At 65.4% G+C, this 21,590-nt stretch carries 19 protein-coding genes; 7 read left to right on the forward strand and 12 right to left on the reverse strand.

Features of this window, described 5'->3' with window-relative positions; all coding sequences use genetic code 11:
• Positions 1-66: 66 nt before the first annotated feature.
• The 9 genes from AC0Z2B_RS29405 to AC0Z2B_RS29445 form a co-directional block, all read right to left on the reverse strand.
• The gene (locus AC0Z2B_RS29405) at positions 67-882 is read right to left on the reverse strand and encodes a phosphoglycolate phosphatase (RefSeq protein WP_476301375.1); all 816 of its coding nucleotides are present in this window, start codon (positions 880-882) and stop codon (positions 67-69) included.
• Positions 879-1,553: a ribulose-phosphate 3-epimerase gene (gene rpe / locus AC0Z2B_RS29410; protein WP_416427150.1), complete on the reverse strand. Its 675-nt coding sequence runs from the start codon at positions 1,551-1,553 to the stop codon at positions 879-881. Before rpe ends, AC0Z2B_RS29405 begins: the two co-directional genes overlap by 4 nt.
• A gap of 131 nt (positions 1,554-1,684) precedes the next feature.
• A complete protein-coding gene (locus AC0Z2B_RS29415) occupies positions 1,685-2,833 on the reverse strand; it encodes an iron-containing alcohol dehydrogenase (RefSeq protein ID WP_476301377.1) in 1,149 nt (382 codons plus the stop codon).
• Between the two features lie 92 nt (positions 2,834-2,925).
• On the reverse strand, positions 2,926-3,750 hold the full coding sequence (locus AC0Z2B_RS29420) for an ABC transporter permease (protein WP_416427152.1): 825 nt from the start codon (positions 3,748-3,750) through the stop codon (positions 2,926-2,928).
• Positions 3,751-3,763: 13 nt separating this feature from the next.
• A complete protein-coding gene (locus tag AC0Z2B_RS29425; RefSeq protein WP_476301379.1) occupies positions 3,764-5,011 on the reverse strand; it encodes an ABC transporter permease in 1,248 nt (415 codons plus the stop codon).
• A 66-nt stretch (positions 5,012-5,077) separates the two neighbouring features.
• Entirely contained in the window at positions 5,078-6,112 is a 1,035-nt protein-coding gene (locus AC0Z2B_RS29430) for an ABC transporter substrate-binding protein (RefSeq protein ID WP_416427154.1), read from the reverse strand.
• Between the two features lie 51 nt (positions 6,113-6,163).
• Positions 6,164-7,273 (reverse strand): ABC transporter ATP-binding protein, encoded by a 1,110-nt coding sequence (locus AC0Z2B_RS29435; protein ID WP_416427155.1) that lies wholly within the window; start codon positions 7,271-7,273, stop codon positions 6,164-6,166.
• Between the two features lie 261 nt (positions 7,274-7,534).
• Positions 7,535-8,164, reverse strand: coding sequence for a response regulator (locus tag AC0Z2B_RS29440; RefSeq protein WP_416427156.1), 630 nt, complete (start codon positions 8,162-8,164; stop codon positions 7,535-7,537).
• Positions 8,161-10,554, reverse strand: coding sequence for a PAS domain-containing sensor histidine kinase (locus tag AC0Z2B_RS29445; RefSeq protein WP_476301381.1), 2,394 nt, complete (start codon positions 10,552-10,554; stop codon positions 8,161-8,163). Before AC0Z2B_RS29445 ends, AC0Z2B_RS29440 begins: the two co-directional genes overlap by 4 nt.
• 92 nt (positions 10,555-10,646) lie before the next feature.
• On the opposite strand from AC0Z2B_RS29445, the gene AC0Z2B_RS29450 reads away from it, so the two are divergent.
• Positions 10,647-11,627 (forward strand): alpha/beta hydrolase family protein, encoded by a 981-nt coding sequence (locus tag AC0Z2B_RS29450; protein WP_476301383.1) that lies wholly within the window; start codon positions 10,647-10,649, stop codon positions 11,625-11,627.
• Positions 11,628-11,675: 48 nt separating this feature from the next.
• Here the strand turns inward: AC0Z2B_RS29450 and AC0Z2B_RS29455 are convergent, their stop codons facing one another.
• Genes AC0Z2B_RS29455 through AC0Z2B_RS29465 form a run of 3 tightly spaced genes read right to left on the reverse strand, consistent with a single transcriptional unit; the run spans position 11,676 to position 14,135 of the window.
• Complete coding sequence (locus tag AC0Z2B_RS29455) at positions 11,676-12,443, reverse strand: TerB family tellurite resistance protein (RefSeq protein WP_476301385.1); 768 nt, start codon at positions 12,441-12,443, stop codon at positions 11,676-11,678.
• 1 nt (position 12,444) lies between these two features.
• Entirely contained in the window at positions 12,445-13,113 is a 669-nt protein-coding gene (murU, locus tag AC0Z2B_RS29460; protein ID WP_476301387.1) for an N-acetylmuramate alpha-1-phosphate uridylyltransferase MurU, read from the reverse strand.
• Positions 13,110-14,135, reverse strand: coding sequence for an aminoglycoside phosphotransferase family protein (locus AC0Z2B_RS29465; protein WP_476301389.1), 1,026 nt, complete (start codon positions 14,133-14,135; stop codon positions 13,110-13,112). Before AC0Z2B_RS29465 ends, murU begins: the two co-directional genes overlap by 4 nt.
• A gap of 129 nt (positions 14,136-14,264) precedes the next feature.
• Here AC0Z2B_RS29465 and AC0Z2B_RS29470 point away from each other — a divergent pair, with 129 nt between their 5' ends.
• The 6 genes from AC0Z2B_RS29470 to AC0Z2B_RS29495 all read left to right on the forward strand — a co-directional run bounded on the left by AC0Z2B_RS29470 (position 14,265) and on the right by AC0Z2B_RS29495 (position 21,505).
• Entirely contained in the window at positions 14,265-17,072 is a 2,808-nt protein-coding gene (locus AC0Z2B_RS29470; protein ID WP_476301391.1) for an LPS-assembly protein LptD, read from the forward strand.
• Entirely contained in the window at positions 17,053-18,381 is a 1,329-nt protein-coding gene (locus AC0Z2B_RS29475; protein ID WP_476301392.1) for a peptidylprolyl isomerase, read from the forward strand. The genes AC0Z2B_RS29470 and AC0Z2B_RS29475 overlap by 20 nt, the downstream gene beginning before the upstream one ends.
• On the forward strand, positions 18,378-19,367 hold the full coding sequence (gene pdxA, locus AC0Z2B_RS29480; RefSeq protein WP_476301394.1) for a 4-hydroxythreonine-4-phosphate dehydrogenase PdxA: 990 nt from the start codon (positions 18,378-18,380) through the stop codon (positions 19,365-19,367). The genes AC0Z2B_RS29475 and pdxA overlap by 4 nt, the downstream gene beginning before the upstream one ends.
• Complete coding sequence (rsmA, locus tag AC0Z2B_RS29485; RefSeq protein WP_416427165.1) at positions 19,364-20,170, forward strand: 16S rRNA (adenine(1518)-N(6)/adenine(1519)-N(6))-dimethyltransferase RsmA; 807 nt, start codon at positions 19,364-19,366, stop codon at positions 20,168-20,170. The genes pdxA and rsmA overlap by 4 nt, the downstream gene beginning before the upstream one ends.
• A 106-nt stretch (positions 20,171-20,276) precedes the next feature.
• The gene (apaG, locus tag AC0Z2B_RS29490) at positions 20,277-20,657 is read left to right on the forward strand and encodes a Co2+/Mg2+ efflux protein ApaG (RefSeq protein WP_416427166.1); all 381 of its coding nucleotides are present in this window, start codon (positions 20,277-20,279) and stop codon (positions 20,655-20,657) included.
• Complete coding sequence (locus AC0Z2B_RS29495; RefSeq protein ID WP_476301396.1) at positions 20,657-21,505, forward strand: symmetrical bis(5'-nucleosyl)-tetraphosphatase; 849 nt, start codon at positions 20,657-20,659, stop codon at positions 21,503-21,505. The genes apaG and AC0Z2B_RS29495 overlap by 1 nt, the downstream gene beginning before the upstream one ends.
• The last annotated feature ends 85 nt before the right edge of the window (positions 21,506-21,590 follow it).

Consider the following 21,590-nt stretch of genomic DNA (forward strand, 5'->3'; position numbering starts at 1 on the left):
CCTCGTGGCATGAGGGACAAAACGGTCAGGTATGCAAACGCGCCGGCAGGGCCGGCCAGGTAAAAGTCAGGCGCGCCAACGCCAACGGGCCAAGGCCTTGATGACTTTCATCCAGAGTTTGCGAGTGACCACCACGATGGAATCTCTGCGAGGGGTAGGTGTGATATCCCCCAACGTTATCTCAGCTGTGGGATCTAAGCAACTGATCAGGCCCCGCAGGTTGTCAACAACCATTGCCGGGGACTCCTCGGCGATGGGCCGGCCGTGGTTGTAGCCATAGCTCAGGGCCACGCAGGCCACGCCCGCCGCCTTGGCCGCCAGCACGTCGCTGCGCGAATCACCGACGAACAGGGCATCGGCGGGTTTCACCCCGGCCATCTTCATCACGTACAGCAGCGCCGCGGGGTCGGGCTTCTGCTGGGGCAAGGTGTCGCCGCCAATGATCCACTTGAAGAAGCGCCCCAGTTTCAGCTCGTCGAGCAGCGGCGCGACGAACTGTTCCGGCTTGTTGGTGATCAGCGCCATCTTCACGCCGCGCTTCTGCAGCCATTTCAAGCTCTCGCGCACGCCGGGGTAGCACTTGGTCAGCGCGTGGCTGCCGGCATAGGCGTCCATGAACAGCGCCAGCGCCTGGTCGGTGTCGGCCTCGCCGATGGCGGCGTGGTCCATGCCGCCAGCCAGCCCACGGCGCACCAGCACCCGGGCGCCGTTGCCGACATAGGTGCGGGCGGCGTCGAGGCCGGCCGGCGCGCGGCCAAGCTTGAGCAGCGTGGTGTCCAGGGCAGCCGCCAGGTCGGGGACGGAGTCGATCAGGGTACCGTCCAGATCGAACATCACCAGGCGTGGCAGCTTGCCCGGGAACAGCTGCTCGAAGCCGCTCATGGGCGTGCCAGGGCCAGTTCGGCGCGCATCTTGTCGATGACTTCCTTGTAGTTCGGCGCGTTGAAGATCGCCGAACCGGCCACGAAGGTGTCGGCGCCAGCGGCGGCGATCTCGCGGATGTTGTTGACGTTCACGCCGCCGTCGATCTCCAGGCGGATGTCACGGCCACTGGCGTCGATCAGGGCGCGCGCCTCGCGCAGCTTGTCGAGGGTGCCAGGAATGAACTTCTGCCCGCCGAAGCCTGGGTTCACGCTCATCAGCAGGACCATGTCGACCTTGTCCATCACGTACTTGAGCACGTCCAGCGGGGTGGCCGGGTTGAACACCAGGCCGGCCTTGCAGCCGCTGTCGTGGATCAGCTGCAGGGAGCGATCGACGTGCAGGGTGGCTTCAGGGTGGAAGGTGATGAAGCTGGCGCCGGCCTCGGCGAAGTCGCCGATGATGCGGTCGACCGGGCTGACCATCAGGTGTGCGTCGATGGGCGCGGTGATGCCGTACTTGCGCAGCGCGGCGCAGACCATCGGGCCGATGGTCAGGTTGGGCACGTAGTGGTTGTCCATGACATCGAAATGGACGATGTCGGCGCCAGCGGCCAGGACATTGTCGACTTCCTCGCCCAGACGGGCGAAATCTGCGGAGAGAATGGACGGAGCAATTGCAAAGGGCTGCATGACGCACCTTTCTGGGCTGGAATCACGGTGGCGCGCATTGTACATCAGCTTGTAGGGATGGGGGCGCCAAGGTCGACCACCAACCCGTAGCAGCTGCCGAAGGCTGCGTCGGGGCCCTGGACGCGGCCTTGTCAGTAGGCGCTGCGGTAGATCTGCTCGATATCCCTGGCGCTGAGCTTGCGGGGGTTGTTGCGCATCAGCCGGTCGATGCCACTGGCCTCCCGGGCCATGTCGGCGATGGCTGCCTCGGGCACGCCGAAGCTGCGCAAGCCCTTGGGTATTTCCACCGCCGCGCACAGCTCGGCCATCGCGCGCACTGCGGCGTCGGCGGCTTCCTGGTCGGACAAGCGCGCCACCTGCAGCCCCATGGCCACGGCAATATCGCGAAACCGTTCCAGGCAGGCGAGTTTGTTCCAGGCCATGACATAGGGCAGCAACAACGCGTTGCTTACCCCATGGGCGATGTTGAACTGCCCGCCCAGGGGGTACGCCAGGGCATGTACCGCCCCAACTCCGGCGTTGCCGAACGCCATGCCGGCCATCAGGCTGGCGGTGGCCATGTCTTCCCGGGCCTGCAGGTTGGCCGGGTTGGCGTAGGCCTTGGGCAGGGCGCGCACGATCAGGCGGATGGCGCCCAGCGCCAGCGAATCGGTGATGGGCGAGGCGTTTACCGAGATATACGACTCGATGGCATGCACCAGCGCATCGACGCCACTGGCGGCAGTAACCCCGCGCGGGCAGGTCAGGGTCATCTGCGGGCTGACCAGCGCCACGTCGGGCAGCAGGTAATCGCTGACGATGCCTTTCTTCAGGTGCGCGGCCTTGTCGGAAAGAATTGCCACGTTGGTCACCTCCGAACCAGTGCCGGCCGTGGTCGGAATGGCGATCAGCGGCGGCCCCTTGCGCGGCACCAGGCCCACGCCGAACAAGGCCTCCAGCGGACCGTCGTGGCCGGCATAGGCGGCAACGCTCTTGGCGATGTCGATGGCACTGCCGCCGCCCACGCCAATCAGGCCGTCATGGCCGCCCTCGCGGTAGGCCTGCATGCAGTCCTCGACGATGGCGATTTCCGGCTCCGGGCGCACGCGGTCGAACACGCCATGGCGGCGGCCGCCCAGTTGCGCCAGCGCCAGGGCTACGGTGCCGGACTCCACCAGGATGGCATCGGTGACAATCAGCGGGTTATGCACGTTCAGGCGGGTCAGCTCGCCGTCCAGTTGCTCGATGGCGGCAGCGCCGGTGAGCAGTTTGCTGGCGATCTTGAAAGCGGAGAGGGTCATGAATGCGGCCTTTTTTCCAGACAAGGGCTGCATTCAGACTAGTCGGGGCAGCCGGCCAACGAAGGATCATTGGCCGGCGTGATGACGATCGATCAGGCCTGGGCAGTACGCAGTTTCTCGCTGCGGCCGCGCAGCCATTCCAGGGTCAGCAACAGCACCACGGAGAAGGCGATCAGCAAGGTGGCCGCTGCGGCAATGGTAGGGCTGAGGTTCTCACGGATGCCGCTGAACATCTGCCGGGGCAAGGTGGCCTGCTCCGGGCCGGCCAGGAACAGCGTCACCACCACTTCGTCAAAGGAGGTGGCGAAGGCGAACAGCGCACCGCTGATCACCCCCGGGGCGATCAACGGCAGGGTCACCCGGCGAAACGCGGTCAACGGCGAGGCGCCCAGGCTGGCTGCGGCGCGCACCAGGTTGTGGTTGAAGCCCTGCAGGGTCGCCGACACCGTGATAATCACAAACGGCACGCCCAGCACCGCGTGCACCAGAATCAGCGAAGTGAAGCTGTTGCCCAGCCCCAGTGGCGCGAAGAACAGGTAGCTGGCGACGCCGATGATCACCACCGGCACCACCATGGGCGAGATCACCAGGGCCATCACCAGCGACTTGCCGGGGAAATCCCCGCGGGTCAGGCCGATGGCCGCCAGGGTGCCGAAGACCATGGCCAGCACCGTCGCCGCCGGGGCGACGATGATGCTGTTCTGCAGGGCGCGCATCCATTCGGGCGAGGCGAAGAAGTCCTGGTACCAGTGCAGGGAAAAGCCCTGCAACGGGTACACCAGGAAGCTGCCGGCGTTGAACGACAGCGGGATGATCACCAGCACCGGCAGAATCAGGAACAGCAGGATCAAGCCGCAGAGAATACGCAGGCTGTAGAACCACACCCGCTCCACGGGGGACATGTAAGGGCTCAGCATTTTCCTATTCTCCTCAGCTCAGGCGCAGGCGGCTGGCGCCCACCAGCTTGCTGTACACCAGGTACAGCAACACGGTGGCCAGCAACAGCAGGCCGCCCAGCGCGGTGGCCATGCCCCAGTTGATGCTGGTGTTGGTGTAGAAGGCCACGAAGTAGCTGACCATCTGGTCGTTGGGGCTGCCCAGCAGCGCCGGGGTGATGTAATAGCCGATGGCCAGGATGAACACCAGCAGGCAGCCAGCGCCCACGCCTGCGTAGGTCTGCGGGAAATACACGCGCCAGAAGCTGGCGAACGGATGGCAACCCAGCGAGATCGCCGCCCGCATGTAGGTGGGCGAGATGCCCTTCATCACGCTATAGATCGGCAGGATCATGAACGGCAGCAGAATGTGCACCATGGAGATGTATACCCCGGTGCGGTTGAACACCAGTTCCAGCGGCTTGTCGATGACGCCCATGGCCATCAGCGCGCTGTTGATCAGGCCACCGGACTGCAGCAGCACGATCCAGGCCGCCACGCGCACCAGGATCGAGGTCCAGAACGGCAGTAACACCATGATCATCAACAGGTTGCTCTGGCGTGCCGGCAAGTTGGCCAGCAGGTAGGCCAGCGGGTACGCCAGCAGCAGGCAGATGACGGTAATCACCAGGCCCATCCAGAAGGTGCGGGCGAAAATATCCAGGTAAATGGCCTGGTCCGGGGTGGCCGGGGCCACTTCGCCGAGGTCGTCGATACGGTGGTCGACGGCCGCCAGCAGGTAATAGGGGGTGACGTTGCTGGTGTTGCGGCGGATGGCCTGCCAGTACGCAGGGTCGCCCCAGCGCTCGTCGAGGCTTTCCAGCGCATCCTTGTAAGAAGCCGGCGCGGGGGTGAACGGCAACGCCCGGGCGGTTTTCGACAGCAGGCTGCGGTAGCCGGCCAGTTCCATGTTCAGGCGCTTGGACAGGTCGCCCAGGGTCTGATTCTTGCGCGCGTCCACCAGGTCATCGCTCAAGGCCTTGAACACCGCCTCGTCGGGCAGGCTCTTGCCATCCCAGGCTTTCACCGCCACGACGGTACGCGGCAGGCCCTCGACCACTTCCGGGTTGCCGACGCTCTTGTACAACAGCACCGCAATCGGCACCAGGAACACCAGCAGCAGGAACAGCACCAACGGTGCTATCAGCGCCTGGGCCTTGAGACGGTTGAAGCGTTCGGCCCGGGCCAGGCGCTGTTTCAGGTTAGGGCTGGCGACCTCTTTGAGGGGCACTGCAAGGGCCATGGTCAACTCCGCGAATCTTTGAACTGAAGGCGCGCCACCCACCGGTGGCGCGCCGCCTGCTTGGGCTTACTTGGCAGCCCAGGCGTTGAAGCGCTGTTCCAGTTGCTCACCGTTGTCAGCCCAGAAGCCCACGTCGATCTGCACCTGGTTGGCGATGTTCTCCGGGGTGGTGGGCATGTCCTTCAGGATGCCCTTGTCCAGCAGCGGCACTGCCTGGCTGTTGGCCGGCCCGTAGGCGATGTTCTCGGAGTAGATCTTCTGCTGCTCGGGCTTGACCGTGTAGGCGATGAACTTGCGTGCCTCGTCGGCGTTCTTCGCGCCCTTGGGAATGGCCCAGGCGTCGAAGTCGTAGACGCCGCCGTTCCACACCACCTTCAGGTTGCTCTCTTTCTGCACCGCGGCGATGCGGCCGTTGTAGGCCGAGCTCATGACCACGTCACCGGAGGCCAGGTACTGCGGCGGCTGGGCGCCGGCTTCCCACCACTGGATGCTGGGCTTGAGCTCGTCGAGTTTCTTGAAGGCGCGGTCCTGGCCTTCCTTGGTGCCCAGCACCTTGTACACATCCTTGGGCGCCACGCCGTCGGCCATCAGGGCGAATTCCAGGGTGTACTTGGCGCCCTTGCGCAGGCCGCGCTTGCCCGGGAATTTCTTCACGTCCCAGAAATCGGCCCAGCTGGTAGGTGCGGTCTTGAGCTTGTCGGCGTTGTAGGCCAGCACCGTGGACCACACGAAGAAGCCCACGCCGCAGGGCTGGATGGCACCCTTCACATAGTCCGATTCCTTGCCGAACAGGGCCGGGTCGAGCTGTTCGAACATGCCTTCGTCACAGCCACGGGCCAGCTCCGGCGACTCCACTTCCACCAGGTCCCAGGACACGCTCTTGGTGTCGACCATGGCTTTGACCTTGGCCATCTCGCCGTTGTACTCACCGGCGACGATCTTGCCCTGCCCGGACTTTTCCCACGGCTGGTAGAAGGCTTTCTCCTGGGCGGCCTTGTTGGCGCCGCCGAACGAAATCACGGTCAGGTCGGCCGCCGCCATGGCCTGGCCCGCGCCCATCAGGCCCAGGGCCAGGGCGGTGAACTGCAAGTGCTTGAGCATGTGTTGTTCTCTCCACAGGGTTAGTGTTGCTTCGGGCGATTGGGCTCGCCTCTAGTCGACTGACAACGGATCCAGCGCACGCGCGTGCTCGACCTGCCAGCCGAGCGGTACCACATCGCCCACGGCCAATGCCGGGTCCAGCTCGGCGATTGGCTGCTTCACGAAGAAATCCGACTTGCCGCACACCTCCAGGCGCACGCGTACGTGGTCGCCCAGGTAGATGAACTCGGCAACCCGGCCAGAGAATCGGTTGCTGCATTGCTCGCTGTGGCCGTTGAGGGACACGCGCTCCGGGCGAATCGACAGGGTCACCGGGTCACCCGGTTCGCCGACGTTCACCGCCAGCGCGTGGACCTTCTCGCCACGCTCCAGGCCGACGATGCAACGGTCGCCGTCCTGGGTAATCAGGCGGCCGTTGAGGCGGTTGTTCTCGCCGATGAAGTTGGCCACGAAGGTGTTGCGGGGTTCTTCATAAAGGGTGCGCGGCGGGGCGATCTGCTGGATCTCGCCCTGGTGGAACACCGCCACGCGGTCGGACATGGTCAGCGCCTCGCCCTGGTCGTGGGTGACGTACACCACGGTGACGCCCAGGCGCTGGTGCAGGTGCTTGATTTCCATCTGCATGTGTTCGCGCAGCTGCTTGTCCAGCGCACCCAGGGGTTCGTCCATCAGCACCAGCTGCGGTTCGAACACCAGCGCCCGCGCCAGGGCCACGCGCTGTTGCTGGCCGCCGGACAGCTGCGCCGGGTAGCGCTGGGCGAACTTGCCCAGTTGCACCATGTCCAGCACGCGCTTCACCCGCTCGGCGATGTCGGTCTTGCTCAGGCCGCGCACCGACAGCGGGAACGCCAGGTTCTCGGCCACGGTCATGTGCGGGAACAGCGCGTAGTTCTGGAACACCATGCCGATGTCGCGTTTGTGCGGCGGCACATTGTTGATGGAGCGCCCGCCCAGCAGGATCTCGCCGGCGGTGGGTGTCTCGAAGCCGGCCAGCATCATCAGGCTGGTGGTCTTGCCCGACCCGGAGGGCCCGAGCAAGGTCAGGAATTCGCCCTTGCGAATGTCCAGGTTGAGGTCTTTGACGATCAGCACTTCACCGTCGTAGCTTTTCTGCACGCCACGGAAGCTGACCAGCACATCGCTCGAATTCACCTCGCTCATACCCCACGCCCTATGTGTTTGACTGCCGTGCACTAAGCCTAGTGAAGGCTGCAGGCCGCGCAAATCGGGGGCTGGGAGAGAATCGCCTCAGGGCGATGGAAGGCTTGTTGTAGGGATTGCCCTACACAGGTGGCGGGGATAGATATGTTTTTCCAGCAATGCCCTGAAACCGGCATTCGCCCTTGTCGCGAACAGACAAACCACCCGTAGCAGCTGCCGCAGGCTGCGTCAGCAAACACCACGGTGCGGGGCCGGGTGACATCACACCAACTTGTGCTCCATGGCGTACTTCACCAGTTCCGCCAGGGAGCTGACGTTGAGCTTCTGCATCAACCGGGCCTTGTGGGTGCTGATGGTCTTGCTGCTCAGCGCCAGCTGCTGGGCGATGTCGTTGACGTTGGCGCCCTGGGCCAGGCGCTCGAACACCGAGAATTCGCGTTCCGACAGCAGCGAGTGCAGCGGCCGCGAGTCGGTGAGGCCCACCTCGAAGACCATGCGGTCGGCCAGGTCCGGGTCGATGTAACGCCCGCCATTGGCCACCCGACGAATGGCGGTCAGCAGCAACGCGGGGTCGCTGTCCTTGGTGGCATAGCCGGCGGCGCCCACCTTCAGCGCCCGCGCGGCCATCTGCGCCTCGTCGTGCATGGACAGCACCAGGATCGCCGGCGGATTGTTCAGCGCGCGGATGCGCGGTATCGCTTCCAGGCCGTTGACCCCAGGCATGGAGATGTCCAGCAACACCACGTCGCAAGGGGTGTGCCGCAGCGTGTCGAGCAACTGCTCGCCGTTGCTGGCCTCACCCACCACCGCCAGATCCCGGGCCAGCCCGATCAACTGCTTGATGCCCTCGCGCACGATCGTGTGATCTTCCGCCACCAGTACCCGAATCACTGCCCTACCCCCGCTGCCACTCGCTCATGAACCGGTACGCGAACCCGCAAGGTGGTGCCCTGCCCTGGTTCGCTGTGCAACTGCAATTCCCCACCCAACATCAACACACGCTCGCGCATGCCCACCAGGCCAAACGAGGTGGAGGGCCCGTTGCCCACCACGAAGCCGCGGCCATCATCGCTGATGCTCAGCGCCAGCCAATCCTCTTCGACTTCCAGGGCAATGTCGACTGTATGTGCCTGGGCGTGGCGCATGACGTTGGTCAGCGCCTCCTGCAGGATGCGGAACAGGCCCACGGCCTTGCCGTCGGACAAGGCCGGTACCTGCTCGGGCACCTGCACCAGGCAGGGGATCTGCGTGCGCGCCTCGAAACGCCGGGCCTGCCATTCGATGGCCGAACCGATGCCGGCATCCAGGATCGGCGGGCGCAAGGCGGTGGCCACGTCGCGCACCAGCTGGAACAACTGGGCGATCAGGCGCTTCATGCTGTTGAGGCGCTCCTGCAGGCCCGGGTCGAGGCTGGCGTAGGCCAGTTCGCACATGGAGGTCTCCAGCTTGAGCACCGTGAGCATCTGCCCCAGCTCGTCATGCACCTCACGGGCGATGCGCGCCTTCTCTTCCTCGCGCACGCTCTCCAGGTGCGCCGACAACTCGCGCAGCTGGTCCTGGGAGCGCGCCAGTGCCAGCTCGGCCCGCTTGCTTTCGCTGATGTCCCAGACAATGCCGTCCCACACCCGGCCCTCGCCCTGGCCCCGGGAGATGGCCTTGATCTCGGCCCAGCGCTCCAGCCCCTCACGGGTGAGGATACGGCCCTGCCACGACCAGTCGCTGTCGGTGTCCAGCGCCTGGTCCTGGGTGCGGTGGTAGCTGGCGCGGTCCTGGGGGTGGACCAGGTTGCGCAGGCCCATGTCTGGGTGGCGCAAGGCAGCCGGCGAGTAGCCCACCAGGCTCTCGCTGCCCTCACTGATGTAAGCAAACTCCAGCAGGCCGCCAGCCTGCAGGCGCTCCAGGCGAAACACCAGGCCCGGCACGTTGGCGGCAATGCCCTGCAGGCGCGCCTCGCTCTCCTGCAGGGCGGCCGTGGCCCGGCGACGCTCGGTGACATCGGTGAGGTAGACCACCAGGTACTCGGCATCATGAAAGCGCAGGAAACTCAGGGACACGTCCGCCGGCAGCCAGCTACCGTCGCCCCGCAGGCACTGGCTCTCGAAGCTCAGCGGCTCGCCATCGCTGGCGCGGGCGCGCTTCCACAGGTTCAGCCAGCGGTCCATGTGCAGGTTGGGCTCGAAATCGATCAGCGGGCGGTTCAGCACGCCGCCCGCCGCATACCCCAGCATGCTCTCGGCGGCGCGGTTGGCGTAGCGCACGTGGCTGTCCCAGTTGACCCAGAGGATGCCCACGGTGCTCTGGTCGATGGAGAACTGGGTCAGGCGCAGCGCCTCCTCCCCCGCCTGGCGCCGGGTCAGCTCGTCCCGGGCCTCCATCAGCCGCCCCTCCAGCCAGTGCTGCTGGCGCCGCTGCCAGAACACGATGGCGATCGCCGAAAGGCCCAGCACCGCGAACAGCAGGCTCAGGTTCTGCCAGAAGCCTGGCGACTCGGTGAGCCTGGGGTAGCGCGGCTGCAACCAGCGGCCATGCAGTTGTTCCAGGTCCTTGGCGGGAATGGCCTGCAGCGCGGCCTGCAGCACTGCGGCCAGCTGCGGCCAGTCGCGCCGCGAGGCGATGCGCAGCAGCTGCGGCAGGCCGATGTCGCCGACCACGACCAGGTCGGCAAAATCGCTTTCGCCCGACAACCGCCCCAGCTGCGCCTCGTCGATGACCGCGTAGCGCGCCTGCTGGCCGACCAACAGCTGCAAGGCCTGGCGTTCCATGGGCACGCCCTGCAGGTTGAGGTTGGCGTAGGTGCTACGCAGGTAGTCGGCCACTGCGCTGGGCATGCGCACCGCCACGCGGTCCTTGCTGTCGAGTTTTTCCAGGTCCACGGCCACGGCGCCGGTGCGCTCGCCCACCACCAGTTGCGGGATGCGCATATAGGGGTCGGAGAACAGCCACAGCCGCAGCCCCGCAGGGGTCTGGGTCAAGCCGGGGGCCAGGTCGATCTCGTCATCGCGCAGGGCCTGCTCCAGCGCCGCCTGGTCGGGAAAATTGCGCCAGTGCAGCTCCAACTGCAGGCTCTTGGCCAGCCAGTTGATCACCTCCACGTTCACCCCGGACAGTTGCTGCAGGCGCCGGTCGTACTGGGCGAACGGCGCCTGCAGCACCACGCCCACGCGCAGTTCGCGGTGCTGGTCCAGCCACGCCTGCTGCTCGGACGTCAGCGTCACGGGGGCGCCCCGGGCGATCAAGGGAATGAGCGAACAGCCGATAAGCACGCAGCACAGTCGAATCATCGCAACTCTCATCACCCATGAACGACGCTACATTTGGCGGTTCGGGACAAATACCATTAGGCTGCCAGCACTACCCTGGCGTGGAAAATCCGATGTCTTCAATCTACCGCACAACGCTGCCAGCGTTTTGCCTATCGCTGATGCTGCCCCTGGCACTGCCGGCAGTGGCCGACGATGCGGCGCAGAAACCGGCCACCGAGAAGGCCGCCGAGCAACCGAAAGTCGAGCGCCAACCGCTGCTGGAGCGCAGCCAGGAAGACGCCCTGGCCCTGGAGCGGCAGCTGCCCCAGGACGAACAGCAACAACTGCAGGCTGGTAGCGACAGCTTCCTGGCCTTGTGGAAACCGGCCAACAGCAGCAACCCGGCCGGCGCCGTGGTGATAGTGCCAGGCACCGGCGAGACCGCCGACTGGCCCAACGCCGTGGCCCCCATCCGCAACAAACTGCCGGACGCCAACTGGAGCAGCCTGAGCATCAGCCTGCCGGACCTGAGCACCGACGCCCCGCAGCCACGGGTCGAGGAAAAGCCGCCCGCGCCCAAGGAAGCCGATAGCAAGTCGACGCCACCGGCCAACCCGTCCGTGGAACAGGCCACCGCCACCGAGCCGGACAAGGCCCCGCCGCAATCACCTGATGAGCTGGCCAAGGCCGACGCCGAGCGCATCTTCGCGCGCATCGATGCCGCCGTGACCTTCGCCCAGCAGCAGAAGTCGCGCACCGTGGTGCTGCTCGGCCATGGCACTGGCGCCTACTGGGCCGCCCGCTACCTCAAGGAACGCCCGCAGCCTCACGCCCAGCGCCTGGTCATGGTGGCGCCGATGACGCCGAACAATGCCAGCAAGACCCTGCAGGAACTGGCGCCCAGCCTGAAAGTGCCGACCGCGGACATCTACTACGGCGACAGCCCTACCGCCCAGGACGCCGCCCGCGTGCGCCTGCAGACCAGCAAGCGGTTGAAGGACACCGGCTATACGCAGATTTCCCTGAACGCCCTGCCGGCAGACAAGGCCTCCGAGCAGGAACAGCTGTTCCGCCGCGTGCGCGGCTGGCTCAGCCCCAAGCCTGTGGATTGATGACGCAACCTGCGGCTGTAGCAGCGGCCGCAGGCCGCGTCAGCGCGCTCAGCGAAAATCCCGACGTTCACGGATCAACGCATAGGCGCTCTGCAATTCCCGGGTACGCTCGGTCGCTTCGCGCACCTGCGCCGGGGTCGCCCCGCTGCCCGCCAGCTTGTCCGGGTGGTGGCGGCTAAGCAGCCTGCGGTAGGCCCGCTTGATCTGCGCCGGCTCCGTGGTCGCCCCTACCCCCAGCAACCGCATGGCCTCTTGGTAGCTGCCGCCACTGTTGGCCAGCGGCTTGCGCGCCGGCTCGTAATCGGCCGACAGGCCCTGCACCTGCACAGAACTCCAGCCCAGCCACTTGCCCCATTGCAGGATCAGCTCGCGCTCGCTGCGGCTGGCCTTGCCATCGGCCCACACCATGCGCCAACAGGCACGCAGCACGCCCTCCGCCGAATTGGCCTGCTGCCCCAGGCGTTGCAGATGATGCTGCAACCGGTCGCGCCCGCCCTTGCCACGGTTGAACGCGGCAATGGCCCCCCGCTGCTGCGCCTCGTTCAGCCCCAGCAGGCGCATTTCGTGGCGCGCCTGCTGGATATGCTGCTGCACCACCCGGCCGTCGCACTTGGCCAGGCGGCCCAGCAGCACGAACAGCACCTGGTCATCGCGCAGCTTCGGCTTGCCGCGCAGCCGGTCGAACAGCTCGCCCCAACTGTGCAACTGCAGGCGCCGGTCAAGCGCCTGCCCCAGCAAGGCGCCCAGCAGCGCCCCGGGAATGCTGGCAATGGCAAAGCCGGCGCCGGCGCCCACCACGGTCCCTGGCCAGAGCATCTCAGCGCTGCCCTTGCACTAGCGCTTCGACTTCCGCCAGGCGCTCGTGGGTGCCGACGTCCACCCAGTGGCCGGTGAAGCGTTCGCCACTGACCTTGCTGCCCGCCATGGCCTGGCGCAGCAGCGGCGCCAGCTTGAAGGCCCCCGCCGAGCAGCCGGCGAACAGCGCCGGGTGCAGCACGGCAATGCCGCTGTAGGTAAAGCGCGCGCCGCCGGCCGTGTCGCTGACCGCCCCGGCCTGCAGCGCGAAGTCGCCGCCCGGGTGGTGCGCCGGGTTATCCACCAGCACCAGGTGCGCCAGGCCTGCCAGCGGCTGGCGCAGGCGGCTGAAGTCGTAGTCGGTCCAGATATCGCCGTTGACCACCAGGAAGGGCTCCACGCCCAGCAGCGGCAGCGCCTGGAAGATGCCGCCACCCGTCTCCAACGGCTCGCCCTCGGGGGAATAGACAATGCTGAGCCCGAACTGCGAGCCGTCGCCCAGGTGATCCTCGATCTGCTGGCCCAGCCAGGCGTGGTTGATGACGATCTCGCTGAAGCCGGCCGCCGCCAGGGCGCGCAGATGGTATTCGATCAACGGCACGCCACCGGCGCGCACCAGCGGCTTGGGGGTATGCAGCGTCAGCGGGCGCAGGCGCTCGCCCTTGCCCGCCGCCAGGATCATCGCCTTCATGCCCGCGCCTCCACGGCTGCGCGCAGGCTGGCCAGCAGTTCGCCCAACTCGGCCAGCTCCGGCCGGCGGGCCAGCACTGCTTCTATATAAGCAAAGAAGCGCGGCACGTCGGCCAGGTAGCGGGGCTTGCCATCACGGTGGCAGATGCGCGCAAAGATACCGATGACCTTCAGGTGGCGCTGCACACCCATCAGGTCGCTGGCGCGCAGGAAGTCCTCGAATTGCTCCTGCACCGGGATGCCCGCGGCGCGAGCCTGCTGCCAGTAGCCCAGCAGCCAGGCGTCGACCCGCTCCAGTGGCCAGCTGAGGAAGGCGTCCTTGAACAGGCAGGTGATGTCATAGGTGACCGGGCCATACACCGCATCCTGGAAGTCCAGCACGCCGGGGTTGGGCTCGCTGCGCATCAGGTTGCGGGGCATGAAGTCACGGTGCACCAGCACCTTGGGCTGGGCCAGGGCGCTGTCGATCAGCAGGGCGCTGGCGCGTTGCCACTGTTGCTGCTGGGTTGCGCTGAACTGCAGGCCCAGCTCGCGCGCCACGTACCATTCCGGGAACAGCTCCACTTCACGGCGCAGCAGTGCCACGTCATAGCTGGGCAGCGGCGCGTCCATGGGCAGCTGCTGGTAGGCCAGCAAGGCGTCGATGGCATCCTTGAACAGTGCGTCGGCGTTGTCGCCATTAATCACGTCCAGGTAGGTCTGGTTGCCCAGGTCGTTGAGCAGCAGGAAGCCGCGCTCCAGGTCCTGGGCGTAAATATGCGGCACATTGATGCCGGAAGTCGCCAGCAGGGCAGCAATATCCACGAAAGGTTTGCAGTTTTCCTGCGGGGGCGGTGCATCCATGACGATAAAACTGCGGCCACCTCCTTCCCAGCGAAAATATCGGCGGAAGCTCGCATCGCTGCTAGCAGCGGTCAGCGAAGACGGGGGTACAGGGCCCCAGCCCCCGGCCACAAAGAGTTTCGACAGTTGCTCGGCGAGCCATGGCTGGAGCTGTTGCAGGCGTACATCTTGATCGGGCATTACAGAGGTCTCCGACGGCGCTAGCCGTCAAGCGGGTCATGCTTTATTATCCAGCATCTTTTTCAGACCATCGAGAGGCGTGCGGCCCCACCGCGGGCAGATGGCACGCAGGAAGCCCGGACTAATAAGATGGCATTGAAATCCCCCGCGTTTCGTAAAAAATTCCCGTTGCTGGTCACCGGCGGTTTGCTGGCGATGCAACCCCTGGCCGTGCCGTTCGCGGTGGCCGCCGAGCAGTATGACTGTACTGTCTCCGCGGCGGGAGCCTGGGATTGCAAACCCAAGGCCCCCGTTGGCGTCCTGCCGCCTCGCCCTGTCCATGACGGCAGCGCGGAATCGTCTGCGCCTGAAAGCGCTGGCGAGACCAAGCCTGGCGCCGAGGACAAGGCCAAGGGCCCCATGCTCGTTACCGAGAGCAAGGGCCGTGGCCTGAAATCGCGCAGCGCCGACTACAGCCATCTCGATTGGGTCCCCCGGGACAAGCTCACGGCCGCCCAGCTGGCCGAGACCGGCCCGTACTGCGAAGGCGCCTATGTGGAGCCGATCCGGCCCGGCATGGACGACAAGACGGCGAAGAAAGACGCGCCGACCTTCATTGGTGCCAAGGTATCGCGCTACGACCAGGAGCAGCAGACCGCTACCCTGGCCGGTGACGTGGTGATGCGCCAGGGCAGCATGCAGGCCGAAGGTGACGAGGCCAGCCTGCACCAGGCCGAGAACCGCGGCGAGATCACCGGCAACGTCAAGCTGCGCGACCAGGGTGCCCTGCTGGTGGGCGACCACGCCGAAATCCAGCTGGACACCGGTGCCGCCCAGGTCGACAACGCCGAGTACGTGATGCACAAGCAGCGTATCCGCGGCAGCGCCCTGTACGCCAAGCGTGGCGAAAACGCCATCATCCGCCTCAAGGACGGTACCTATACCACCTGTGAGCCGGCGAGCAACGCCTGGGAAATCAAGGGCAACAACATTACCCTGAACCCGGCCACCGGCTTCGGCACAGCGACCAACGCCACCCTGCGCGTGCACGACATCCCAGTCCTGTACACGCCGTACATCTATTTCCCGATCGACGACCGTCGCCAGTCCGGCTTCCTGCCTCCAAGCATTGGCAGCGGCAGCAAGACCGGCTTCTCGCTGGTCACGCCGTACTACTTCAACCTGGCGCCCAACTACGACGCCACGTTATACCCGCACTACATGAGCAAGCGCGGCATGTTGACCGAGGGCGAGTTCCGCTACCTGACGCCAAACAGCGAAGGGCAGTTCGGTGGCGCGTACCTGAACGATTCGGATACCGACCGTCGGCAGCAGACGTATTCTTCGCAAGACCGCTACATGATCAACTGGCAGCACAAGGGTGATCTGGACCAGCGTCTGACCTATAAGGTCGACTACACCAAGATCAGCGACCCGTACTACTTCCAGGACCTGGAAACCAACCAGATCGGCGTGAAGAACACCGACTACCTGAACCAGCAGGCAGCGGCTTACTACCGCGGCGACAACTGGACCGCAGGGCTGAACGTCCAGGGTTACCAGCTGACCACCGTGACCGACATCACGCCGTACGACCGCCTGCCCCAGATCACCTTCAACGGTGCCCTGCCTTATCACCCGGGCGGCCTGGACTTTACCTACCAGACCGAAGCGGTACGGTTCCAGCGCAACCTGCGCAACGGGACGTATTACAACGAAGACGGCGTGCTGGATACCACAGTCGACTCCCTTGGCCACACGGTCGACTACAACGTCAAGGGCCTTGCGCGCGCCAACGGCGACCGCCTGACCCTGGCACCACAGATGAGCCTGCCGTTGACGGCGTCGTGGGGTTATATCAAGCCATCGGTCAAGTTCGTCTACACCGACTACCAGCTTGACCTCGACAGCCTCGGCAAGACCTCGCTGGTCACTTCGGGCAATTCTCCCGAGGTGTACCACAGCAACCTCGATCGCTCGATCCCGATCTACAGCGTGGACAGCGGCCTGTACTTCGACCGCAATACCTCGCTGTTCGGCACCAACTACCGCCAGACCCTGGAACCACGGGCGTACTACCTGTACGTGCCTTACGAGAACCAGACCGACATCCCGATCTTCGACAGCGCGGAAAACCAGTTCAGCTACTCCTCGCTGTGGCGCGATAACCGTTTCTCCGGTTATGACCGCATCGGCGACGAGAACAAGATCTCGCTGGGCGCGACCACCCGCTGGATCGAGGACAACGGTTTCGAGCGTCAACGGTTCAGCTTCGGCGAAGCCTTCTATATGCAGGACCGCAAGGTGCAGCTACCAGGCATCGACTACGCGACCCGCGCAGAGGCGACTGCCAGCCGCTCCCCGTACGCGCTGGAGTACGAGTACCACTTCAACCGCGACTGGCGCTTCAACTCGGACTTCAACTGGGACCCGGACACCCGCAGCACCCGGTCGGGCAGCGCGATGTTCCACTACCAGCCTGAAGACAACCCGAACAAGGTCATCAACCTCGGCTACCGCTACCGCGACGACATCGTTCACTACGATTCGGCCACCGGTAAGTGGGGCTTCGGTGGCGACTATGGCACCGCTGGCCAGGCTGGCTACATCAAGGACTACTACAAGATCCAACAGCATGATTTCTCGATCATGTGGCCGGTGCTTCCGCAGTGGAACGCAATCGCGAAGTGGGATTACGACTACAACCGCAACCGTACTCTGGAATCCTTCGCCGGTTTCGAATACGACAACTGCTGCTGGAAATTGCGCTTCATCAGCCGCTACTGGGTCGACTACGACGACTTCAGCCAGGCGCTGCCGCAGAACGAAAAAGGCGACCACGGTGTCTTCCTGCAAGTCGTGCTCAAGGGGCTCGGCGGCGTAGTGGGCAATAAAGTCGAGTCTTTCCTCGACAAGGGCATTCAAGGTTATAAAGAACGTGAAGAGCAAGCTAACTAAGTGTTTGCGCCCGCTGCTCCTGGGCGCACTGTTGTTGAGTGGCGCGGTTCATGCCGAAGTCCAACCGCTTGATAGCGTGGTTGCCATCGTCGATAACGACGTGATCATGAAGAGCCAGCTAGACCAGCGCGTCCGCGAGGTCCAGCAGACCATCGCCAAGCGTGGCGGCACCAACATGCCGCCTGCCGACGTGCTGGAGAAGCAGGTGCTGGAGCGCTTGATCGTCGAAAACCTGCAGCTGCAGATCGGCGAGCGCTCCGGCGTTCGCATCACCGACGAAGAGCTGAACCAGGCCATCGGCACCATCGCCCAGCGCAACAACATGAGCGTGGCGCAGTTCCAGGCGGCCCTGGCCCACGACGGCCTGTCGTACCAGGACGCCCGTGACCAGGTGAAGCGCGAGATGATCATCAGCCGTGTGCGCCAGCGCCGCGTGGCCGAGCGCATCCAGGTGTCGGAGCAGGAAGTGAAGAACTTCCTCGCCTCGGACCTGGGCAAGGCCCAGCTGTCTGAAGAGTTCCACCTGGCCAACATCCTGATCGCCACCCCGGAAAGCGCAAACTCCGAAGCGATCCAGGCGGCGGCCCACAAGGCAGGCGACATCTACACCCGCCTGAAGCAAGGTGCCGACTTCGGCCAACTGGCCGTGGCCAACTCGGGCAGCGACAACGCCCTGGAAGGCGGCGACATGGGCTGGCGCAAGGCAGCCCAGCTGCCACCGCCGTTCGACGCCCAGGTCAGCGCCCTGAGCCAAGGTGACGTCACCGAGCCAACCCGCACCCCAGGCGGCTTCATCATCCTGAAGCTGCTGGAGAAACGCGGTGGCGGTACCGTTACCCGTGATGAAGTGCACGTGCGCCACATCCTGCTCAAGCCCAATGAAGTACGCAGCGAAGCCGAAACCAAGGTGCTGGCAGACCGTCTGTACGACCGCATCAAGGGTGGTGAAGACTTCGCCGAACTGGCGAAGAGCTACTCCGAAGACCCAGGTTCCGCCCTCAACGGTGGCGACCTGAACTGGGTCGACCCGCAGTCGCTGGTGCCCGAGTTCCGCCAGGTCATGGCCGACAGCCCGCAAGGCGTCGTGTCCAAGCCGTTCAAGACCCAGTTTGGCTGGCACATCCTGGAAGTACTGGGCCGTCGTGCCACCGACAGCACCGAACAGGCGCGCGAGCAGCAAGCCATGATGATTCTGCGTAACCGCAAGTACGACGAAGAGCTGCAGAGCTGGCTGCGCCAGATCCGCGACGAAGCCTACGTCGAGATCAAGCTTCCTGGCGCCGAACAGGCTGCCCAGGCCGACCAGTGAAGCCCACGCGCTTCGCGCTGACGCCCGGCGAGCCGGCGGGCATAGGTCCTGACCTGTGCCTGCTGCTGGCCGCGCAACGCCAGCCACACCCCCTGATTGCCATTACCAGCCGCGACCTGCTCCTTGAGCGGGCCGCGCAACTGGGCGTGGCCGTCAGCGTGCTGGCGGTCGACCCCGATGCCCTGCCCGACCAGCCGGCCGACGCCGGTAGCCTCTACGTGTGGGACACGCCGCTGGCGGCGCCCGTCGTTACCGGCCAGCTGGACCGTGCCAACGCAGCCTTCGTCCTCGAAACCCTGACCCGCGCGGGCCAGGGCTGCCTGGACGGCCGTTTCGCCGGCATGATCACCGCCCCGGTGCACAAGGGTGTGATCAACGAGGCCGGCATCGCCTTTTCCGGCCACACCGAATTCCTGGCCGAGCTGACCCACACCGAACAGGTAGTGATGATGCTCGCCACCCACGGCCTGCGCGTGGCCCTGGTGACCACTCACCTGCCCCTGCGCGCGGTAGCCGATGCAATCACCGAAGAACGCCTGGAGCGGGTGACCCGCATCCTGCACGCGGATCTCAAGGACAAGTTCGGCATCGCCCAGCCCCGCATCCTGGTCTGTGGGCTCAACCCGCATGCCGGCGAAGGCGGCCACCTGGGCCGTGAAGAGATCGAGATCATCGAACCGACACTGGAACGCCTGCGCAGCGAGGGCATGGACCTTCGCGGCCCGCTGCCAGCCGACACTCTGTTTACCCCCAAATATCTGGAGCACTGCGACGCAGTGCTGGCGATGTACCATGACCAGGGGCTGCCCGTACTCAAGTACAAAGGCTTTGGCGCCGCGGTGAATATCACCCTGGGCCTGCCGATCATCCGCACGTCGGTGGACCACGGCACTGCCCTGGACCTGGCCGGCAGCGGCCGGATCGACACCGGCAGCCTCAAGGTCGCGCTGGACACCGCCTACCAGATGGCCGAGACCCGTATATGACCGAGCAATACCAACACCGGGCGCGCAAGCGCTTCGGCCAGAACTTCCTGCACGATGCCGGCGTCATCGACCGCATCCTGCGTTCCATCCATGCCCGCGAAGGCGAGCGCATGCTGGAAATCGGCCCGGGCCAGGGTGCCCTCACCGAAGGCCTGCTGGGCAGTGGCGCACAGCTGGACGTGGTGGAACTGGACAAGGACCTGGTGCCCATCCTCAACCGCCAGTTCGCCGGCCGCGGCAACTTCAACCTGCACCAGGGCGACGCCCTGAAGTTCGACTTCACCACCCTGGGCGCCGCCCCCGGCACCCTGCGCGTGGTCGGCAACCTGCCGTACAACATCTCCACGCCGCTGATCTTCCACCTGCTGGCGAACGCCGAGCTGATCCGCGACATGCATTTCATGCTGCAGAAGGAAGTGGTCGAGCGCATGGCCGCAGGCCCTGGCGGCGGTGACTGGGGCCGGCTGTCGATCATGGTCCAGTACCACTGCCGCGTGGAACACCTGTTCAACGTTGGCCCGGGCGCGTTCAATCCGCCGCCCAAGGTCGACTCGGCGATCGTCCGCCTGGTGCCGCACACCACCCTGCCGCACCCGGCCAAGGACCACCGCCTGCTGGAGCGCATCGTCCGCGAAGCCTTCAACCAGCGCCGCAAGACCCTGCGCAACACCCTCAAGGCCCTGCTCAGCAGCGAAGCCATCGAAGCCGCCGGCGTCGACGGCAGCAAGCGCCCCGAGCAGCTGGACCTGGCCGCCTTCGTGCGCCTGGCCGACAAGCTGTTCGAGCAGACCAGCGCCAGCTGATCGCCCTCATCGTGCGTCCCGGACTACTGCCCGGGCGCACGATGGCCTAGACTCAAGACACCGGCACCCCGAATGCCCTTCGTTTTTTGCAATAAGGCCCCCTTGCATGTCCGATCCCCGCTATCAGATCGACGTCAGCGTCGTCACCCGCTTCCTCGCCGAACAATCGCAGCCTGAACACCAGCGGTTCGCGTTCGCCTACACCGTTACCGTGCGCAACAATGGCCAATTGCCGGCCAAGCTGGTCTCGCGGCACTGGGTCATTACCGACGGCGACGGCAAGGTCGAGGAAGTGCGCGGCGCCGGCGTGGTTGGCCAGCAACCGCTGATTGAAGCAGGCCAGAGCCACACCTACAGCAGCGGCACGGTCATGGCCTCCCAGGTGGGCACCATGCAGGGCAGCTACCAGATGGTGGCCGAGGACGGCAAACACTTCGACGCCATCATCGCGCCCTTCCGCCTGGCCGTACCCGGGGCCCTGCACTGATGGCGGTGTACGCGGCCGGAGACCTGCAAGGCTGCCTGCAACCGCTCAAATGCCTGCTGGAGAAAGTGCGCTTCGACCCTGCCCACGACCGCCTGTGGCTGGTGGGCGACCTGGTCAACCGCGGCCCCGAGTCCCTGGAAACCCTGCGCTTCCTGTATGGCATGCGCGAGTCGCTGGTGTGCGTGCTGGGCAATCACGACCTGCACCTGCTGGCCGCCGGCCGCAACATCGAGCGCCTGAAGAAAAGCGACACCCTGCGCGAAATCATCGAGGCGCCGGACGCCCCGCAGTTGCTCGACTGGCTGCGCCGGCAAAAGCTGATGCACTACGACGAACAGCGCAACATGGCCCTGGTGCACGCCGGCATTCCACCCCAGTGGTCACTGAAGAAAGCCCTGCGCTGCGCCGAAGAGGTGGAACAGGCGCTGCGCGACGACAACCTGTTCCCGCCGTTCCTGGACGGCATGTACGGCAACGAGCCAGCCAAGTGGCATAACGACCTGACTGGCGTCGAGCGGCTGCGGGTGATCACCAACTACTTCACCCGCATGCGCTTCTGCACCCCCGAGGGCAAGCTCGACCTCAAGGGCAAGGAAGGCGCCGACACCGCGCCACCGGGCTATGCGCCCTGGTTCCAGATTCGCGAGCGCAAGACCCGCGGCCTGAAGATCATCTTCGGCCACTGGGCGGCGCTGGAAGGCAAATGCGACGAACCTGGCATCTTTGCCCTGGACACCGGCTGCGTGTGGGGCGGCGCCATGACCCTGATGAACGTCGACACCGGCGAACGCCATGGCTGCGCCTGTGACGAACACGGCAACATACGCGGCTCGATAGGGCAACCTTGACGCGGTAGAATCGGTGGATAGCCGCGCGACCCCCGCGCCCGTAGCCGCAGCCGCCAGGCTGCGCTGGCCCTGGGCCTCACTTGAG

The sequence above is a fragment of the Pseudomonas sp. GYB4201 genome (assembly GCF_056312595.1).

Bases quoted from the DNA above. Each gene is read 5' to 3' on its own strand.
- AC0Z2B_RS29405 (WP_476301375.1), bottom strand. From the start codon at position 882: ATGAGCGGCTTCGAGCAGCTGTTCCCGGGCAAGCTGCCACGCCTGGTG.
- rpe (WP_416427150.1), bottom strand. From the start codon at position 1,553: ATGCAGCCCTTTGCAATTGCTCCGTCCATTCTCTCCGCAGATTTCGCC.
- AC0Z2B_RS29415 (WP_476301377.1), bottom strand. From the start codon at position 2,833: ATGACCCTCTCCGCTTTCAAGATCGCCAGCAAACTGCTCACCGGCGCT.
- AC0Z2B_RS29420 (WP_416427152.1), bottom strand. From the start codon at position 3,750: ATGCTGAGCCCTTACATGTCCCCCGTGGAGCGGGTGTGGTTCTACAGC.
- AC0Z2B_RS29425 (WP_476301379.1), bottom strand. From the start codon at position 5,011: ATGGCCCTTGCAGTGCCCCTCAAAGAGGTCGCCAGCCCTAACCTGAAA.
- AC0Z2B_RS29430 (WP_416427154.1), bottom strand. From the start codon at position 6,112: ATGCTCAAGCACTTGCAGTTCACCGCCCTGGCCCTGGGCCTGATGGGC.
- AC0Z2B_RS29435 (WP_416427155.1), bottom strand. From the start codon at position 7,273: ATGAGCGAGGTGAATTCGAGCGATGTGCTGGTCAGCTTCCGTGGCGTG.
- AC0Z2B_RS29445 (WP_476301381.1), bottom strand. From the start codon at position 10,554: ATGATTCGACTGTGCTGCGTGCTTATCGGCTGTTCGCTCATTCCCTTG.
- AC0Z2B_RS29450 (WP_476301383.1), top strand. From the start codon at position 10,647: ATGTCTTCAATCTACCGCACAACGCTGCCAGCGTTTTGCCTATCGCTG.
- AC0Z2B_RS29455 (WP_476301385.1), bottom strand. From the start codon at position 12,443: ATGCTCTGGCCAGGGACCGTGGTGGGCGCCGGCGCCGGCTTTGCCATT.
- murU (WP_476301387.1), bottom strand. From the start codon at position 13,113: ATGAAGGCGATGATCCTGGCGGCGGGCAAGGGCGAGCGCCTGCGCCCG.
- AC0Z2B_RS29465 (WP_476301389.1), bottom strand. From the start codon at position 14,135: ATGCCCGATCAAGATGTACGCCTGCAACAGCTCCAGCCATGGCTCGCC.
- AC0Z2B_RS29470 (WP_476301391.1), top strand. From the start codon at position 14,265: ATGGCATTGAAATCCCCCGCGTTTCGTAAAAAATTCCCGTTGCTGGTC.
- rsmA (WP_416427165.1), top strand. From the start codon at position 19,364: ATGACCGAGCAATACCAACACCGGGCGCGCAAGCGCTTCGGCCAGAAC.
- apaG (WP_416427166.1), top strand. From the start codon at position 20,277: ATGTCCGATCCCCGCTATCAGATCGACGTCAGCGTCGTCACCCGCTTC.
- AC0Z2B_RS29495 (WP_476301396.1), top strand. From the start codon at position 20,657: ATGGCGGTGTACGCGGCCGGAGACCTGCAAGGCTGCCTGCAACCGCTC.